Origin of the sequence: Thalassospira sp. HF15 (assembly GCF_011806525.1) — a bacterium.
Classification (GTDB): Bacteria; Pseudomonadota; Alphaproteobacteria; order Rhodospirillales; family Thalassospiraceae; genus Thalassospira.
In genome coordinates this window covers 165,901-181,854 of sequence record NZ_JAAVKI010000004.1, presented here as the reverse complement: position 1 = coordinate 181,854, position 15,954 = coordinate 165,901, and the positions used below count along the sequence as shown (strand labels likewise).

Annotated in this window: 17 protein-coding genes; 4 read left to right on the top strand and 13 right to left on the bottom strand. The window is 53.5% G+C overall.

The window, feature by feature from the left end; translation table 11 throughout:
- Nucleotides 1-58: 58 nt before the first annotated feature.
- From HED22_RS10175 to HED22_RS10145, 7 genes are all read right to left on the bottom strand, one after another.
- Nucleotides 59-727: a tetratricopeptide repeat protein gene (locus tag HED22_RS10175; protein WP_167721781.1), complete on the bottom strand. Its 669-nt coding sequence runs from the start codon at nucleotides 725-727 to the stop codon at nucleotides 59-61.
- A complete protein-coding gene (locus tag HED22_RS10170; protein WP_254869930.1) occupies nucleotides 724-1,527 on the bottom strand; it encodes an SDR family NAD(P)-dependent oxidoreductase in 804 nt (267 codons plus the stop codon). Before HED22_RS10170 ends, HED22_RS10175 begins: the two co-directional genes overlap by 4 nt.
- Entirely contained in the window at nucleotides 1,499-3,544 is a 2,046-nt protein-coding gene (locus HED22_RS10165) for an AMP-binding protein (RefSeq protein ID WP_167721779.1), read from the bottom strand. Before HED22_RS10165 ends, HED22_RS10170 begins: the two co-directional genes overlap by 29 nt.
- Nucleotides 3,545-3,546: 2 nt before the next feature.
- On the bottom strand, nucleotides 3,547-4,245 hold the full coding sequence (locus HED22_RS10160) for a thermostable hemolysin (protein WP_167721777.1): 699 nt from the start codon (nucleotides 4,243-4,245) through the stop codon (nucleotides 3,547-3,549).
- 107 nt (nucleotides 4,246-4,352) lie between these two features.
- Nucleotides 4,353-5,693 carry a mechanosensitive ion channel family protein gene (locus HED22_RS10155; protein ID WP_167721775.1) on the bottom strand — a complete coding sequence of 447 codons (1,341 nt, stop codon included), beginning with the start codon at nucleotides 5,691-5,693 and terminating at the stop codon, nucleotides 4,353-4,355.
- 171 nt (nucleotides 5,694-5,864) lie between these two features.
- The gene (locus HED22_RS10150) at nucleotides 5,865-6,782 is read right to left on the bottom strand and encodes a DnaJ C-terminal domain-containing protein (RefSeq protein ID WP_167721773.1); all 918 of its coding nucleotides are present in this window, start codon (nucleotides 6,780-6,782) and stop codon (nucleotides 5,865-5,867) included.
- A 215-nt stretch (nucleotides 6,783-6,997) separates the two neighbouring features.
- Nucleotides 6,998-7,489 carry an RT0821/Lpp0805 family surface protein gene (locus tag HED22_RS10145; RefSeq protein ID WP_254869929.1) on the bottom strand — a complete coding sequence of 164 codons (492 nt, stop codon included), beginning with the start codon at nucleotides 7,487-7,489 and terminating at the stop codon, nucleotides 6,998-7,000.
- Nucleotides 7,490-7,620: 131 nt separating this feature from the next.
- Between HED22_RS10145 and pdxH the strand changes: the two genes are divergently transcribed.
- Nucleotides 7,621-8,241, top strand: a complete 621-nt coding sequence (gene pdxH, locus HED22_RS10140) for a pyridoxamine 5'-phosphate oxidase (RefSeq protein WP_167721771.1) — start codon at nucleotides 7,621-7,623, stop codon at nucleotides 8,239-8,241.
- A gap of 81 nt (nucleotides 8,242-8,322) precedes the next feature.
- Here the strand turns inward: pdxH and HED22_RS10135 are convergent, their stop codons facing one another.
- Nucleotides 8,323-8,631 carry a helix-turn-helix transcriptional regulator gene (locus HED22_RS10135; protein ID WP_167721769.1) on the bottom strand — a complete coding sequence of 103 codons (309 nt, stop codon included), beginning with the start codon at nucleotides 8,629-8,631 and terminating at the stop codon, nucleotides 8,323-8,325.
- A 327-nt stretch (nucleotides 8,632-8,958) separates the two neighbouring features.
- Here HED22_RS10135 and HED22_RS10130 point away from each other — a divergent pair, with 327 nt between their 5' ends.
- Complete coding sequence (locus HED22_RS10130; protein WP_167721767.1) at nucleotides 8,959-9,816, top strand: universal stress protein; 858 nt, start codon at nucleotides 8,959-8,961, stop codon at nucleotides 9,814-9,816.
- 206 nt (nucleotides 9,817-10,022) lie between these two features.
- The gene (locus HED22_RS10125; protein WP_167721765.1) at nucleotides 10,023-10,205 is read left to right on the top strand and encodes a hypothetical protein; all 183 of its coding nucleotides are present in this window, start codon (nucleotides 10,023-10,025) and stop codon (nucleotides 10,203-10,205) included.
- A gap of 84 nt (nucleotides 10,206-10,289) precedes the next feature.
- Here HED22_RS10125 and HED22_RS10120 read toward each other — a convergent pair whose 3' ends face one another.
- Nucleotides 10,290-10,967 (bottom strand): SOS response-associated peptidase, encoded by a 678-nt coding sequence (locus tag HED22_RS10120; RefSeq protein ID WP_167721763.1) that lies wholly within the window; start codon nucleotides 10,965-10,967, stop codon nucleotides 10,290-10,292.
- Nucleotides 10,968-11,170: 203 nt separating this feature from the next.
- Here HED22_RS10120 and HED22_RS10115 point away from each other — a divergent pair, with 203 nt between their 5' ends.
- Nucleotides 11,171-11,914 (top strand): SDR family NAD(P)-dependent oxidoreductase, encoded by a 744-nt coding sequence (locus HED22_RS10115; RefSeq protein ID WP_167721761.1) that lies wholly within the window; start codon nucleotides 11,171-11,173, stop codon nucleotides 11,912-11,914.
- On the opposite strand, the gene HED22_RS10110 is transcribed toward HED22_RS10115, so the two are convergent.
- From HED22_RS10110 to hemA, 4 genes are all read right to left on the bottom strand, one after another.
- Entirely contained in the window at nucleotides 11,911-12,891 is a 981-nt protein-coding gene (locus HED22_RS10110) for a hypothetical protein (protein WP_167721759.1), read from the bottom strand. The genes HED22_RS10115 and HED22_RS10110 overlap by 4 nt on opposite strands.
- An 11-nt stretch (nucleotides 12,892-12,902) precedes the next feature.
- Entirely contained in the window at nucleotides 12,903-13,406 is a 504-nt protein-coding gene (locus HED22_RS10105; RefSeq protein ID WP_167721757.1) for a GNAT family N-acetyltransferase, read from the bottom strand.
- Nucleotides 13,407-13,478: 72 nt separating this feature from the next.
- Nucleotides 13,479-14,018 (bottom strand): hypothetical protein, encoded by a 540-nt coding sequence (locus HED22_RS10100; RefSeq protein WP_167721755.1) that lies wholly within the window; start codon nucleotides 14,016-14,018, stop codon nucleotides 13,479-13,481.
- A 233-nt stretch (nucleotides 14,019-14,251) separates the two neighbouring features.
- Entirely contained in the window at nucleotides 14,252-15,445 is a 1,194-nt protein-coding gene (gene hemA, locus HED22_RS10095) for a 5-aminolevulinate synthase (protein ID WP_167721753.1), read from the bottom strand.
- Nucleotides 15,446-15,954: the final 509 nt, after the last annotated feature.

The window sequence follows — 15,954 nt, the reverse complement described above, 5'->3', positions numbered from 1 at the left end:
ACAAAAGGCCGGAAAGCATAAGCTTCCCGGCCTTTTTTGATGGTTGGCGGGCAGAGGGTTAGTTGCTTGCCATCTCGTTGAGGGCACGGGCTATTTCAGCGCGGCGTCCGGCATCGGCAAGCGGGCGATCTGGTCGATCAGGCGCATTGAGTGCCTTTTCGAAATAGATCCGGGCTTCGTCATAACGTTCCTGTTGGCGCAGGAAATCGCCATAAAAGAAGTTCGGGTCAATGCCGTTTGGATTAAGCGCCAGTGCCTTTTTGAGGTTTTCCTCGGCCTTGGTGTCACTGCCAAAAGCCAGTGGCCAGGGCGGGACCTGATAATACAGCGATCCGAGCGAGGTATAGGCAGAGCCATCCATCGCGGTCGGGGCTGTTTCGATCACGTTTTCAAAAAGTTCACGGGCATCGCGCACTTTGCCAAGTGCTGAAATACCACGGACAATTCCGGCATCGGTCGAAAGAATGATGCCTTGCCAGATTTGTACTTCCGGGCTGTCGGGGAACTGTGCGCGCAGCTTTTCGCCGTCGGCCTCAAGCTTGTGAATGGCATCGAGTTGCGCATCTTCGTCTGTGATGTCGTATTTGATATGCGCCCATTCGCGTTGCAAATGTCGGACACCGTCCATTGCGGCAGGGGTTGCGCTTTGGGCATATGTCGCTGCCGACAGACCCAGAAGAAGACCGGTCGCAATGGCGAATGAGGTAATCTGTGGTTTGATTTTCATGCGATGTTCCTCTGTGCGTCTTGCCGGTCGGCTTTTGTGATCAGTTCCGGCCGGGTTGGTATCGTGCCGGTCTGGAGTATTTCTTCGCCGATCCGGGTGTTCTTGCGCAGTCCTTTGTCGATCATCGAGGGGACAAGTGCATTGAGCGAGGCAAACAGACGTTCTGGCCAGCCAATGCGAAAATCGCTGGCGTTGCGTTCAATCGCGTTGGCAATGCGAAGTGCAACATCGCGCGGGGTATCTTCGCTGGCCTTGGTCATGCGATTAAGCATGCCAAGTTTACCGCTGTTCATGCTGGTGCTGACAGCACGGGGTGCAATATGGCTGACCGCAATCGACGTGCCGCACAGTTCCCGGCGAAGCGCGTCGCTATAGCCTTTGAGGCCGGATTTGGCAGCGGCGTAGCCCGTCATGTGCGGCAGCGGTATCAAGCCGACCATCGAGCCGATATTGACGATCTGGCCGTGGTTGCGGCGTCGCATGGCGGGCAGAACCGCCTGACAAAGACGCATCGGCACCAGCAGGTTCAGGGTTAGCAGCGCGTCGTAATCCTGATCTTCGGCATATCCGAAATCATTGATCCCGGCGAGGTTGATCAGGATGTCAGGTGTGTCTTCACGAAGCGCCTTGCAGGTCGTATCGATCCGTTCCATCAGATCGCCTTGCGATGCCCGGTCATAGGACCGGACATTGGCACCGCGTTCTTTGAGGATCGCAACAAGCGGTTTGCCGATCCCACCGGTTGCCCCGGTGAGAAAGATGTCTTTTTCCTCAAGCAACATTTTTCCGTTGTCCTTCATGCGGGATCGCTGCGAACAGGTTGGCAAACAGGCGGAAGGTGTTATTGGCGACTTCGATGATCGCGGCCTGATCGTCCGGGTCAGTGATCTGGTTGACGGTTTTCTCGAAGAATTTCATGTGCTCGATATCCAGCGATCCGTGCGAGAACAGATAGCTGAAGGCCGATTTCGGCAAATCAAGACCGGTCATGACGGCGTCTGCACCCTGACTTGCGATCTGGGTCGAGGTGCTTTCAAGCATGAAGACCATGCCAAGGAAACCGACCGGGTTTTTACGCGCGATATAGTCGTAGTTATAGGCGACCATCACCTGGGTTTCGAGGTTTGGTGTTGCGTTGCGGGCCGCTTCGCGATCGCCACCAGCGGCCTCGATATCATCAAGGATCCACTCTTCGTGGCCTTCTTCTTCTTCAAGATATTCAATCACCGCCTTGTGCAGCCAGCGTTTGTCATCGGGCAGGCGCGATCCCATTGCCATCAGGAAGGGAACGGTATGTTTGACGTGGTGATAGGCCTCCGTCAGGTAGGCGACGTAGGTCGATCTCGAAATATTGCCCGACAGTCCGTCAACGAGTTGCGGAACGTGATAAAGCGCGTTGCGGGCGTCAGCGGTCTGGGCAACCAAACGATCATAGAAATTCATGGCAGGCTCCGATGGATTGGATAAGGAGGAATACTGGCTGAGGATCACATCGCGCTTGGGCCGACCATTTCCGGTCAGGCAGCCATTCTGCGCGGTGAAGGGGGCAGCAAGGGTGAAGTGTTTGATTTGGGCATATTCAGGCAGGCTGGCATTTGCAGCCGCGACGGCGGCATTGATACCGGCATCGGCCCGGCTTGGCACGATCAGGGCTTCGAGATGCGGTTTGCCGTCGCCAAAAACGATGGCCTGATAGATGTCAGGCTGGGCAAGCAAGGCGGACTCTGGCCATTCGGGGGAGATATTGCGCCCGAGCGAGGTGATCAGAACGTTTTTGCGCCGCCCGGTCACGGTGACAAAGCCATCTTCGGAAATCTGGCCAAGATCACCGGTTGCAAAGCGTTCGATGGGGGATGAGGTTGCATCCCCGTTTGACGACGGATCGCCGACATAACCCAGAAAACCGGGATCGCGAATGATGATTTCATCGTCGCAGATTTCGGCCTTCACATGCGGCAGCAACGCACCGGTCGTGCCCGGTTTATCCTTGCCCGGAACGTTCATCGACAGCACCGATGCACATTCCGACAGGCCGTATCCTTCGTAAACCGGCAGTCCGATGTGGCGGGCCTTGGCAATCAGGGTCGGGTCAATCCTTGAACCGCCAACGGCGATGAATTCAAGGTTGCTCAGCGGACCAAATTGCATGACCTGCATCATCAGCACACGCAGGAGTTCCGGCACCAGAATGGCCGAGGTCGCGTCGGCGCCTTTTAACAATCCATGCAGGTTTTCGTACTGGGCGCCAAAGCTTTGCAATCCGGTCAAATGAACCGTGCATCCGGCCAGCAAGCCAGCATAGACACCAGCGACGTTTTCAAGCAGGACGGCCAGTGGCAGGACAGAAAAATGCGTGCCGGCAAAACCATCGCCCAGGATCTGATAGATCGAGCTTGCAACATTCATCATGGCTGACGCTGGCAGGCATACGCCCTTGGGCGTGCCGGTGGTGCCGGATGTGAAGGTGATTTTTGCCGTTCGTGCCGGAATGGTTGCGGATTTGGCAAGGCCGGTTTGAACCATGCCATTTGGCGTGATCATGTGGGTGATGCCCGCCGTCGCCGTGGCGTGATCAATCTGTGCCTTGGTAAAAAACGGCGGGATCGGAACGCATACGGTTTCTGACTTCATCGCCGCCAGATCCCAAATCACCCAGTCGATTTCGTTATCAAGGGCAATGCCGAGCACGTCGACATCCGCAAGGTCTTTGGCATGTGTCTCAATGCGTGCGATCAGGTTGCCATAGCTGACCTGGTCGGCTTCGGCGCGCAGGGCGACCTTGTCGGTTGGATGTTCGGCAATGCGTGAAAACAGCATGATCAAACCTCGCCATTATGTTGGAATTGGGGGTAAAGGCGCGGGCGCATGTGGCTGTATTCTGCGCCGAAAAGCGATTGCAGGCGCAGATATCCCAAGGTGACAGAGCCCGAAAGAACATGCGGGCAGGTGTCGTAATAACAGCCCCAATGGGTGTTGCCGCATTCAAGCAGGGCCGGGTCGGCCAACGCATGGCGTACCGGTTCGAGGCCCATTTTGCGCAGACGCTTTTCAAGCGTGTCCGTGCCGGTCACGACGGCCTGTTTGAAACCGCTATGATACAGATAGGCCGAAAGGGCGGTGAACAGGAACGATGATGCGCCTGATCCATTCGATGCCAGATTGCCGATTTCAGCGATCTGATGACGTGGAATGCCCAGAACGGAATTGATTGGACGACGGAGATACTGTTCAAGAAACAGCGGACCATGCCCGGCAGAACGGAACCCGAGGGCCGCAACGATGTCGCCGTGGTCATCGCGCACACTCATCAGTGTGTCGTAATGCACCGAAATGTCGGCTTCATAGGTGTGGGCATAAATGCCGGAAATGAAATCCTCGACTTCGGATCGTTCGTGGGCCGATCCGGTCAGGATTGAAATTGCGCAGGCATGCATGGGAACGCGCGACAGAAACCCGTTCTTCTGCAAACGAAGTCTGGCCGAGGGATTGCCGTTTTCGTTGTAATTAAGCTGCAGCATTCAGTGGACGCCTTTTGATACGTGAATAACGCATTCTGGCGTCGCAACCTGACAACAAGCTGAAGACGGTGAAACCGGCCTAACTCATAGGGTTTGGTTTGGCAGGGTCAGGACTGTTTGGAGGAGGGGCCTTGCGTCATTTCGACGCGGATCGGGGCATCGCCACTGCGCAAATGCAGATCGCGCTGCGGGAACGGGATTTCGATATTGTGTTCGATGAAAGCGTCCCAGACATTGAGCAATACTTCGCTGATGATGTTGCCGCGTCCGTTTTGCGGGTCATTGATCCAGAAGCGGATTTCCAGATCAACCGAGTTGTCACCAAAACCGCGCATCAGGGTATTGGGACCGGGGTTGTCCTGCACGCGCGGGCATTTTGCGGCGGCCTCGTTACAAAGCTTGATCGCAAGATGCGGGTCGCAATTATATGAAATGCCGACCGGTACTTTCAGGCGCAGCTTGACGTCCGAGTGGCTCCAGTTTTCGACCTGATTTGTGATCAGGTCTTCATTGGGGATCAGAAACTCTGTTCCGTCGCGGGTCCGAACTGCGGTGTAGCGTGCGCCCAACGATTGAATCCAGCCAAAGGTTTCGCCAATGGCGATGACGTCGCCGGGCTTGATTGACCGGTCCAATAACAGGATCACACCGCTGATCAGGTTGGCGAAAATGCGTTGCAGACCAAAACCGATCCCGACACCAACCGCACCACCAAACACGGCAAGTGCGGTCAGGTCGACGCCCATGGTCGACAGCGCAAACAGAACCGCAATCGACAGCAGCACAAGCTTGAGAAGCTTTGCCATCAGCACCTGCACCGACGGGGTCAGGTGATGGACCTTGCGGATGCGTTGTTCAAACAGGCGCGAGGCAAAGGACGCGACCCACAGCAAAACCGCAAGCGACAAAATGGCCTTGATGATGCCATAGACCGAAATGCGGAATTCACCGATATTGACCGCCAGCCCGTCAAGAATTTCGATGCCGGGTTCCAGCCAGCCAACGATGTTGAGCGCCGCCCAGGTCCATGCAACGGCGGCAATGGTTCGTGACCAGACAGGGTCATTGACGATGGCCGCGGCTAGGCGAATGACAATCCAGGCATTCAGAAGGCTTGCGACAAGACGAACAACGTTGTGGCGATACCCCGCCTGAACGGCAACGGCATCAATCAGCCAAATCGTGATGACCAGAATAAGCGGAAAGGCAAGACTGGGCAGAACCGTCGCAAAGCGGCGAAAACCGGCATAGGGTAAAAGCGGTTTCCAGTCCTGCAATCGTGCAACAAGGGACGCCAGACGACCGCGCAGCAAAAAGGCCGGGATAGTGGCAAGCAGACAGGCAGCAATCTGGATCAGAATCGGGACCAGCAGGACATTTGCAGATAACCAGGCGATTGCCTGTTCAAGCCATTGCAAATAGATGTCCGGATTGCTCAGCTGTTCCATATTCTGCCTTATGATCGGTTTCGCTCTTGGCGACAAAGCCCGTTAAAACAATATGGTAACACGGAATGCGATTAACAGGCACCATTCAACACAGGGCCTGAGTTCCGGTAAGAGGGATGTTGGCATTACGGCAAGAAAAAAGCCGGCATATGCCGGCTTTTAATTGATCGGTCAGCGTGTCTTGTAGGGATGTTTTTCTGACCAGTCCTTGATGAATTCAATCAGTTCATCATCGCGTTCTTCGGGCAGCTTGACCGTCAGGTGGACATATTGGTCACCGCGCTTGTTTCCGCGATCATAAGGTGCCCCCTTGCCACGCAGACGCAGCTTGGTACCGCTGTTGGCGTTGGCGGGCAGCTTCATATTCACCTTGCCATCGACAATCGGCACTTCGATGGAGCCACCCAGAATGGCCTCGGACAGGCTGATGGACAGATCACAATGAATGTCATTGCCTTCGCGGCGGAAGGTTTTGTCAGGATGGACATGCAGCTTGATCAGCGCATCGCCAGCCTCGCCGCCATTCATCCCGGCCATGCCCTGGCCTTTCAGGCGGAGCGTCTGTTCATTTTCGCTTCCGGGAGGAATGCGGACTTCAAGGCTTTTGCCGCTGGCGAGATTGATGCGTTTGGTCGTGCCCAGGATCGCCTCGGCGAAATCAAGGCTCAGCTCGTAGGAGATGTTCGGGCCTTTGACCTTTCTGGGTTTGCGTTCCCCGCCAAAGCCACCAAAACCGCCGCCGCCACGCGCTCGTCCCTTGCCGAAAATCTCGTCAAAGATGTCCTCGGCATTTGCACCGGAAAAGCCAAACGGGTCACCGCCGCCGGCATGCGCATGTCCGCCACCACGGGCAAAAGGACTGGTTTCGCGGCCATCGGCGTCGATTTCACCATTGTCGAATTTTTTGCGGCGTTCTGCATCGCCCAACAGGTGATAGGCGCTTGATACCTTTTTGAAGCGTTCTTCGATTTTGGCATCACCCGGATTGACATCGGGATGAAGTTCACGCGCAAGTTTGCGATAGGCCTTTTTGATTTCGTCCTGCGTGGCTGTTTTGGCAACGCCAAGTGTCTTGTAGGGATCCTGCATTTACTGACCGGTTCCAAAAACTATAAGCACGTTAGGTAGAGTGAACGTTGCGTTCATTATTAGATCATGCGCGACAAAAGATGAACCTTTTTGCCGCATATGATCCGAAACAACGATATTGGGCGGGCTTATCACCCGAACCGAACAGCAGATATGAAAAGGCGGCGCAGATCGCAAGGACCGCACCGCCTGTTATTTCAGATTTTTGGCAGGGTTTAGTTCACGACTTCCCAGCTGCCGTCCGGTTTGCGACACGCGGTGCCATAAGCGGTTTCTTCCTGACCACCGATCATCACCGTCTGCTGGTATTCACGGCAATATTCCTGGGTCTTGGGTTCCTGATAGGTGCGGGTCGGGGTCACTGTGCCCTGTACGCCACTATCGGGGTTCTGCCAGGTGGTGGTCTGACCGGTCGGCGTTGCTTCAAGCGTGCGCTGGGTGCTTTTTGCCATGATGGCGCGGTCTGCATTGTCAAGCGACTTGCCGACTTCGCTGCCGATGAAGGCGCCGGCAAGCGTACCAAGTGCAACGCCGACAAGCTGTCCGCTGCCCTTGCCGAACTGCGCGCCTGCGACGGCACCACCAACGGCACCAAGAAGCGTACCGGCGGTTTGTTTCTGCCCCTGGTCCTGGGCACAGCCGGCGATAAAGGCGGTCATGACGACCGGAATAATGATCTGACGGAATTTCATATTTGATTTGCCCATCTTGTCTTTACAGTCCCAACCGATATTCTTTGGGTATATATATTGATCCAACGCTGTTGCTGCCACTGTAGTTCCGAAATAAGTCGTCCTGACGGCAACAAATCCAATCAGCCAAGGGAATTCCTTTTATAATGAACGAACAAAATACGCCAAAAATTGGGCATGAACCCCACGATGCCCCGTTCGAGATGTTCGAAACCTGGTTTGCAGATGCCAAAAAGGCGGAATCGGCCTATCCTGATGCGATGACACTTGCGACTGCTGACGCGCAAGGTCGACCATCAGCACGTATTGTGTTGCTCAAGGATTTCGATACGCGCGGATTTGTATTCTACACCAACTATGAAAGCCGCAAGGGCGACCAGTTGGGCGAGAATGGCTTTGCTGCATTGTGCTTTCACTGGAAGACACTTGAAAAATGCGTCCGCATCGAAGGCAAGGTTGCCAAAGTCGATGCAAGTGAGTCCGACGAGTATTTCGCGTCACGCCCGCGCGGCAGTCAGTTGGGGGCTTGGGCATCCATTCAGTCCCGCCCGATGAGCGGCCGGTTTGACCTGGAAAAACGGGTTGCCGAATTCACGGCAAAGTTCGGTCTTGGCAAAGTGCCGCGCCCGGAACATTGGGGCGGTTTCCGGCTGGTTCCCGATCGCATCGAATTCTGGGCAGAAGGAAAATTTCGTCTGCATGACCGCAAACTGTTCACCCGCGATGACGCCGATAACGGTTGGGATACCTGGAAACTGTTTCCGTAAGGGTAGGTCTTTTGGGCAAATAAAAAGCGCACGTGGGATAAAGGCCACGTGCGCTTTTTCATGGGAATGGTTTCAATACTTTCAGGCAACAGGTTCCGGCGGACAGAAGGTATCTTGCAAAACAGCAATGATCTTCATGATGTCCGGATTGGCCAGAGAGTAGTATATCGTTTGCGCATCACGGCGGGTTTTTACAAGTCCTTCACGACGCAACCGAGCAAGATGTTGCGATAACGCTGACTGTTTGATTCCCAGTTCATTTTCCAGGGTGCCAACCGACTTTTCAGTTTCCCCAAGGGAGCACAGAATAAGCAGGCGCCATTCATTGCCGAGCGTCTTGAGAAATTCCGCTGCCTCACGCGCATTTTCGTGTAGTGCGTTATAGTCCATCCGCGAGTAACCCCGTTCTTATCTCCGCGCGTCAAGCCATCGTTGTGTCTTGTACGCCCGGTACCCTACCCAAGAGAATAATCGTCCCGAACTCCAGAGCGACATCGTAATCGCTGCTATTCATGTTACAATCATTTTATTCGCGGTTGAGCGAGAAAACTGAACCATCATCAGCAAGATATAAGAATAATAATAACTTTCGCAAATTTTTGATCTTGAACAAAGAATGTCGACGCAAAAGAATTCAATCTGCTTGTGTATATGGTAATCATCAGTCCAGATTTCGAGCAGGTTCAATGACCTGGCGGACAGGCGGGAGTAATTAAAATGGCAATTCGCACAATTTTGGCACCGGTGGCAGGCACGGCGATTGATGAACGTGTGATGGCAGCGGCCTTCAAACTGGCCAAAACGTTTGATGCTCATCTTGAAGCGCTGTTCGTTGCTGCCGAACCGCAGGACGCTATTCCGATCGTCGGCGAGGGGATGTCGGGTCTGATCATCGAAGAAATGATTCAGGCGGCAGCCACCGAAACCGAAAAGCGCGAAGCCAGCGGCAAAGTCACGTTTCAGGCGGCGGTAAAAAATTCAGGGATTGCTGAAACCAACACACCGACAGCAGACGCCAAGCCAACCTGCACCTGGCGCAAAGATAGTGGCCGCGAAGATGAAACCGTTGCCCGTCGTGGGCGTCTGTTTGATCTGGTCGTGATTGGCCGAGATCCCAAGGAAGCTTCAGCGTCGCTGACCTTTGACGCAGCATTGATGGAAACCGGGCGCCCGATCCTTGTCGCCCCGGAACGTACCCCGGCGACAATCGGTGAAAATGTAATGATTGCCTGGAATGGCGGGATTGAAGCTGCGCGGGCGGTAACGTCTGCCATGCCGATGCTGAGAAATGCCAAGCAAGTCACCATCGTCAGTGTTGGCGAGGTTCCTTATGGCCGGGCATGTGCAAAAGCATTGGCCGAACAATTCAGCTGGCATGGAGTCGATGCCAAGGTTGTTGAAAGTGGCGAAACGGGACAGGTTGCTAATACCTTGATTTCCGAAGCGGAAAAGTGCGGTGCTGATACCATCGTTCTCGGTGCGTATAGCCATTCGCGTTTCAAGGAAATGATCCTTGGTGGGGTCACGCAGGATATGCTGTCAAAATGTGCATTGCCGCTTTGGATAATGCACTAAGGCAAGGCGCCGCCTAAGCGCCTGAAATCACGAAATTATATTACCTATCTGATGGTATATTGCTGAAAAGGCGTACTTTTGTGCGCCTTTTTTTGTTGCATCCGCGAACAAATCGCGAGAGGGTTACTGGAATATGACAAAGACGAAACCCCGGCAAACGAGGCGTTTCGCACCAAGGGAAATAAACGTCTGACAGGGGAAAACCGATGTTGTCTCTGCGCGATATCATTGATTTCGCTTCCATGTCCGAAGACCTGGCACAGGAACTCAACAATCCGAATGTTGGTCTGCCTGATCTTGGCGCGTTGATCGCCGGTCAAAACGGTCTTGGCGGTTTGCGTGCATGCACTGCAGCACCATGTGCCGCGAACGACATAGAAAGCGACTAACAGCTTCATTCTGAATTAGATCGGCTAGCGCTGCACCTGTGGCGCTGGGCGGTATTGTGTCTCCGCATTGTGGTCTATGACGACCTATTTGGAGAACAGATCAATCTGATCTGTATCCTGTTTCGTTTCGGGCGCGTCTGTGGGGTCTTCCTGCCAGGAAAGAACATGGTCGGGCAGCGGGCCCAGCATGTATCCCAAATCTTCAAAAGCCATACGTGGATCAAGCCAGGCCGCCAGATGTTTCGGGCCGATTACAGCCGGCATCCGATTGTGAATATGTGCGATTGAGCCCGATGGCGCACAGGTGATGATGGTGGCTTCACGCCCGTTTTCCAGACCGGCAAACAGAAATGGCTGATGATCGGGAAGGGTAATGCGGTTTTTATGCTTTGCCTTGCCATCCTTGCGCCATTCGTACCAACCACTGGCAGGTATCAGGCAACGGCGGTTCAAAAGTGGGCGGAAGGTCGGCTTTTCAGTCAGGGTTTCAGCGCGTGCGTTGATCATCGGGCTGTTCATGCCCGGAATGCCCAGTCCCCAATAGCGAATGGCAGCCTTGTGATGCGGCAGGATGACGGCAATCGGGTCTGTTGGTCGACGCGTTCCGGTCAGGCTGTCAAAAGCAGCGTCTTCGGCGTCATTATCCGACCCGCTGCGATCAAACCCATCGGGCAGAGGCATGCGAATGATATCTTCCATTTCCAGTCCGAGCTGAACCTGAAAGGCGCGGATGTCGCTGTTAAGATCAAAGCGGCTGCACATGGTCTGGCCTATGTTTCTGAGGCCAAAAACATAGCCTGTTTTCAGGCCCTTGCCAAATCCCTGTGGGGGAACCTATATCGCGATGGTGGTTGCAGAAAATTCTTGCAGTACAAGGCTTTTCCTTCGGTGGGGCTGCCTTGGATGCTATAAGAAAGTCAGCAAAATCCTGTTTGCGCGCATATCTCGTGAAGTGAGTAGATCCAATGAGCAGCAATGCCCCGAAAACAGTCGTTCTGACAGGTGCCAGTCGTGGCATCGGCCATGTCACGGTTGGATATTTTGCCAAACGCGGCTGGCGGGTGATTTGCTGTTCACGCGAAGCCCCGCCACCAAGCTGCCCGCGCGATCCCGCATTGGGCATCCACATCCGCGCCGATCTGTCCAAACCAGCCGAGGTCGAAGCCTTTATCGCCGAGGCCAACGAGGTGCTGGACGGTGATCCGCTGCATGCCCTGGTCAATAATGCCGGGGTGTCACCCAAGACTCCATACAAGGAACGGCTTGGCTGCTTGAATGGTGATATTGCCGCGTGGCGCGACGTGTTTGAACTGAACTTCTTTACGCCGCTGACGTTGTCGCGCGGGTTTGCATCTGTACTTCATCAGGGCAAGGGGGCGATTTGCAACATCACCTCGATCGCAGGGCACTATGTCCATCCATTTGCCGGATCGGCCTATTCGACCTCAAAGGCGGCACTTTCCGGCCTGACGCGTGAAATGGCTGTCGAGTTTGCGGAACTTGGGGTTCGGGTCAATGCGGTGGCCCCGGGGGAGATCAAAACAGACATGATTTCCCCGGAATACGAGGCGCTTGTACCGCGTATTCCGATGAACCGCATGGGAACGCCCGAGGACGTGGCGGCTGCGGTACATTATCTCGTGGGAGAAGACAGTAGTTACGTCACCGGCACGGAAATCTTTGTGACCGGCGGGCAGCATTTGTATTAAACGCCGGTTTTTACACGCTCCCATTCTCGTTTTAGGATGGCGTTCGAAAGTCGGATTGCTAATGTAATCAAGTACTTTTGATCTGTGCGACGAGTAACAAGCGTCCGGAAAGCATCTACATTCTTGTAAACGTGCTTATCAACGTCTAACACGTGCGCGAAACCCTCATCAGCTTGGTTGTTGCCTTTGGGATTCCACCAATTCCAAAGCTCGTTTGGATCAGAAATTCCGTAAGCGATTCGTATCAGCGTGCTTAGCGCTCTGTGGTCTTCTTCTGAAGGGTTGATTAGAAGCTCCAACTTAATCCTGTGTGCTTGTCCTTTGACAGCAGAGGCTCCTGTTACGATTCTATCTTCTGATGATCTACAAAAAACTCTAAAATTTTTGTCTCGATCTTCATCTGTGGGAATGTTGTTGATCGTTTCGGATAAAGATTCCCTGACCCGTTCAAGCCATTCTTGCCGATTCCTAGAGCGTAAGTTCGCCCGAAACTGAAGGAGAAAAGCAAGAACGCTGCCAACGCCACCAACCACGTAAAATAAAGCGGTATCCTTGCCTTCTGGCAACAGATTTGCTGCGTCGGAGAGTTTTTCTGTTGAGTTTGGAAAGTCGGTTAATAAGTAAGCTAGAAAAAATAATATGAGCACGATCAATAGCGCTAAAATTACAGTTTTTGGCAATAAGCGTATTGTTTGAATTACTCTGGCTTTGGTCCAAAATGGCCTTTGATCTAATTCTAGAGGGTCACCCTTCATAATTAAATCAACGCTATGCCAACTCTTGACACCCACTGGAGCAAACCACTGAGTTTTATTAAGTTTCCAACAGCGTTGAGCCAAGTGGTAGCACGTGTAAATTATAATTAAAGAAATAAAAGTGGTTGCAGTTAATTCGATGCAAAGAATAATATTCTGTTCAGTGTAAAATAAGTTCCAGAACTCGATTATATCACCAATCCACTGATTTAAAGAGAGCATATTATTCTGCCTCACAGCGGTTTGACGTAAAAGGCCGGATCGTATTCGACCATGCCGGCCGGGACTTCATCAACCAATGGGCGTGCCATGAAATATTCATCGGGCACGCCTTCAAGTTTCAGATCGGGCAGGGGGGCAAAGCCAAACCGGCTGTAATAATCGGGTTCACCCAGAACGACGCAGCCACGGGCATCTTCGGCGCGCAAATGTCGGATGCCGCTTTGGATCAGTTCGGACCCAATGCCCAAGCCTTGACGATCCGGTTTGACCGCAACGGGGCCCAAGCCAAACCAACCACAGGGTTTGCCATCGATTTTTACCGGTGAAAACGCAATGCAGCCAACAATCTCATCGTCCTTTTCCGCGATCAGGGAGAGGGAGAGTTGACCACTTTTTCGGAGCGCATCGACGATCAAATGTTCGGTCTGCTGACTGTGGGGTGCGGTTGCGAAGGCACCATCCAGCAAAGCGTGAATCGCCGTAATATCGTTTTCGGTTTCTTCACGGATTAACATTTTCCGTCCCTGCCTGTGACGTTGGACCTGCTTCCTGCTGGCCTTCGGTCACGACTATAGCGGGAAAATGCCTTAGGCCAAAAGGGTTTTAAGCCAGTCGCGTTTTTGCTCGAGACGTTTGACTTCCATTTCAAGCCAGCTGGTGAAGTTTTCGGCCTCGTTTGCGTGCTCGTCACGCAGGGCCAACACGCGTTCGAGATCAAGCTCGCAGACGTCTTGCAGAATCTCGATTTGTTCGGTGCGGATGTCGTCCTCAAGCAAATGCAAGAAACGCATCTTGAGCGCCATGATCAGGCGCGAAAGCTCGCCGGATGTATCACGCAGGTTTCCCTGCATCAGTTCAACAAACTTTCTATGCCCGGCATCGGTCAGGCTTAATTGGGCATCGGAAAAACCACCATCTTTGGTGTCTTCCTTGACCAGTCCTTCGAGTTTGAGGAGCTGAAGCGAGCTTCCCATCATGTCCAGAGACGGCCCCATGATGTGCGACATGAAATGACGCACCGCATTGGCCAGATCGCTGTAGCTGATCGGCTTGTCAGAGAGGGCAAGTGTGCCAAGTGCACAAAGGCGGAGACATTCTTTGGGAAGCAAGGTTTTATCCGAATACATGAGCGGTCCCTGTTTGATGGCAGGTCCGACGTTAACGCGAACGGTTCTTAATTGCAAATTGTTATCTATTCCGGCGTGAAACCGGATAGACAGCCTGAATATAGAACGCAGCCCGGCGAAAGCAAACGTCGCAACATCACAGCATTCAGATACGGGCAGTCTTATCGCGCAGATCAGGAAAAAGGCCGGGGCAGTAATGCCACCGGCCTTTATATTACGTGACGCCTATGGCCTTATGCGACCTTGGAAATCCCCAGCTGGCCCCAGACAGAGAGCAGCGAGTCGATCAGATGATCGGTCAGTTCGTCATTGTGCAGCGGCCCGGGCGTGAAGCGCAGGCGTTCGGTGCCGCGCGGTACGGTGGGGTAGTTGATCGGCTGGACATAGATGTCGTGTTCGAAAAGCAGGCGGTCGCTGGCTTCCTTGCACATGGCAGGATCACCAACCATCAGCGGGACGATATGGCTTGGTGCATCCATAACCGGTAGGTCGGCCGCACGCATGCGCGCACGCAGGGTATCAGCGCGTTCCTTCTGGGCGATGCGTTCGACATTGCTTTCCTTCAGGTGGCGCACAGAGGCCAGTGCGCCAGCCGCAATGCTTGGCGGATGGGAACTGGTAAAGATAAAGCCATTGCCAAAGCTGCGCACGAAGTCAACGATTTCCGGCTTGCCAGCGATATAGCCGCCGATGACACCGAATGCCTTGGCAAGGGTGCCTTGGATGATGTCAACGCGATCCATGACGCCATCGCGTTCGGCAACGCCGCCGCCGCGCGGGCCATACATGCCAACCGCATGGACCTCATCAAGATAGGAGATGGCGTTGTATTTTTCGCAGAGATCAAGAATCTTGCCAATCGGGGCGATATCGCCATCCATTGAATAGACAGACTCGAACGCCACAATCTTGGCGCGCTGTGGGCCAAGGTCTTTGAGGATTTCTTCAAGATGGGCGACGTCGTTATGTTTCCAGATGCGGCGCTCTGCCTTGGAATGGCGCATGCCTTCGATCATGGAATTGTGGTTATCGGGGAGTTTGGACCCCAGCGTCGACAGCGTCGTCCAGTTTGCGACATAGCCCGAGGTCATCAGAAGGGCGGCTTCCTTGCCATGCAGGTCGGCGAGCTCACGCTCAAGCGCGACATGCAAATGGTTGGAACCCGAAATGTTACGTGTGCCACCGGCACCGCCACCCTGACCGGTAATGGCACTTTGCATTGCCTCAAGCACTTTGGGATGCTGGCCCATGCCGAGATAATCGTTCGAGCACCACACGGTGATTTCACGCGGGGCTTCGCCGTTATCGGGATGATAGAGCGCCTTGGGGAATTTTCCGACAATACGTTCGAGATTGGCGAATACACGATACCGGCCCTCAGCCTTGAGGCCAGCCAACGCATCTTTGAAGAAGGTGTTGTAATTCATACTTGTTTCTTTCGCCTGTCTCTTTGCAGTGTCACGCCCCTTGCCGTGGGTGGTGGCATCACAAAGCTCTGGTCTCGTCCAGATCAGCGAGCTGATCCTGAACATATCCTCCGGTTTGACCGGGTCTTTATGGTTCCCTTATCGACCATGGTGGACGATATGGCATTGACCCTTGTCAAAAATTAAAGCGATTCCAGTCTTCTTTGGAACCATCAGATCAGAGAAGGCGATCCATCTCTCTTTTGTCGATCTCTTTTCGGAGCAAGCTCCGTTTTGCGATAAGATCCAATTTGGCCTTAATGGTTCCATTTGGCAAGGATTCGAACAGCTTTTACGCCACAATTAAATCGTTCTCATCCATCGGAAAAATCAATCATGACAGAAATTACATATGTTTTTCAATATGTATTGAGGCCGATTACAGAATAAAATTCACGAAGGGTACCGTGAAAACTGCCAAAGTCGCGGGAACTGAGACCATTATTTTGGTTCTCAATATATGATACCCC

Excerpts from the sequence above, each read along its gene's own strand:
- HED22_RS10160 (WP_167721777.1), bottom strand. The coding sequence starts at position 4,245 with ATGCTGCAGCTTAATTACAACGAAAACGGCAATCCCTCGGCCAGACTT.
- HED22_RS10150 (WP_167721773.1), bottom strand. The coding sequence starts at position 6,782 with ATGCAGGATCCCTACAAGACACTTGGCGTTGCCAAAACAGCCACGCAG.
- HED22_RS10105 (WP_167721757.1), bottom strand. The coding sequence starts at position 13,406 with ATGTTAATCCGTGAAGAAACCGAAAACGATATTACGGCGATTCACGCT.
- hemA (WP_167721753.1), bottom strand. The coding sequence starts at position 15,445 with ATGAATTACAACACCTTCTTCAAAGATGCGTTGGCTGGCCTCAAGGCT.
- HED22_RS10155 (WP_167721775.1), bottom strand. The coding sequence starts at position 5,693 with ATGGAACAGCTGAGCAATCCGGACATCTATTTGCAATGGCTTGAACAG.
- HED22_RS10100 (WP_167721755.1), bottom strand. The coding sequence starts at position 14,018 with ATGTATTCGGATAAAACCTTGCTTCCCAAAGAATGTCTCCGCCTTTGT.
- HED22_RS10135 (WP_167721769.1), bottom strand. The coding sequence starts at position 8,631 with ATGGACTATAACGCACTACACGAAAATGCGCGTGAGGCAGCGGAATTT.
- pdxH (WP_167721771.1), top strand. The coding sequence starts at position 7,621 with ATGAACGAACAAAATACGCCAAAAATTGGGCATGAACCCCACGATGCC.
- HED22_RS10130 (WP_167721767.1), top strand. The coding sequence starts at position 8,959 with ATGGCAATTCGCACAATTTTGGCACCGGTGGCAGGCACGGCGATTGAT.
- HED22_RS10115 (WP_167721761.1), top strand. The coding sequence starts at position 11,171 with ATGAGCAGCAATGCCCCGAAAACAGTCGTTCTGACAGGTGCCAGTCGT.
- HED22_RS10175 (WP_167721781.1), bottom strand. The coding sequence starts at position 727 with ATGAAAATCAAACCACAGATTACCTCATTCGCCATTGCGACCGGTCTT.
- HED22_RS10145 (WP_254869929.1), bottom strand. The coding sequence starts at position 7,489 with ATGGGCAAATCAAATATGAAATTCCGTCAGATCATTATTCCGGTCGTC.
- HED22_RS10120 (WP_167721763.1), bottom strand. The coding sequence starts at position 10,967 with ATGTGCAGCCGCTTTGATCTTAACAGCGACATCCGCGCCTTTCAGGTT.
- HED22_RS10110 (WP_167721759.1), bottom strand. The coding sequence starts at position 12,891 with ATGCTCTCTTTAAATCAGTGGATTGGTGATATAATCGAGTTCTGGAAC.
- HED22_RS10125 (WP_167721765.1), top strand. The coding sequence starts at position 10,023 with ATGTTGTCTCTGCGCGATATCATTGATTTCGCTTCCATGTCCGAAGAC.
- HED22_RS10170 (WP_254869930.1), bottom strand. The coding sequence starts at position 1,527 with ATGAAGGACAACGGAAAAATGTTGCTTGAGGAAAAAGACATCTTTCTC.
- HED22_RS10165 (WP_167721779.1), bottom strand. The coding sequence starts at position 3,544 with ATGCTGTTTTCACGCATTGCCGAACATCCAACCGACAAGGTCGCCCTG.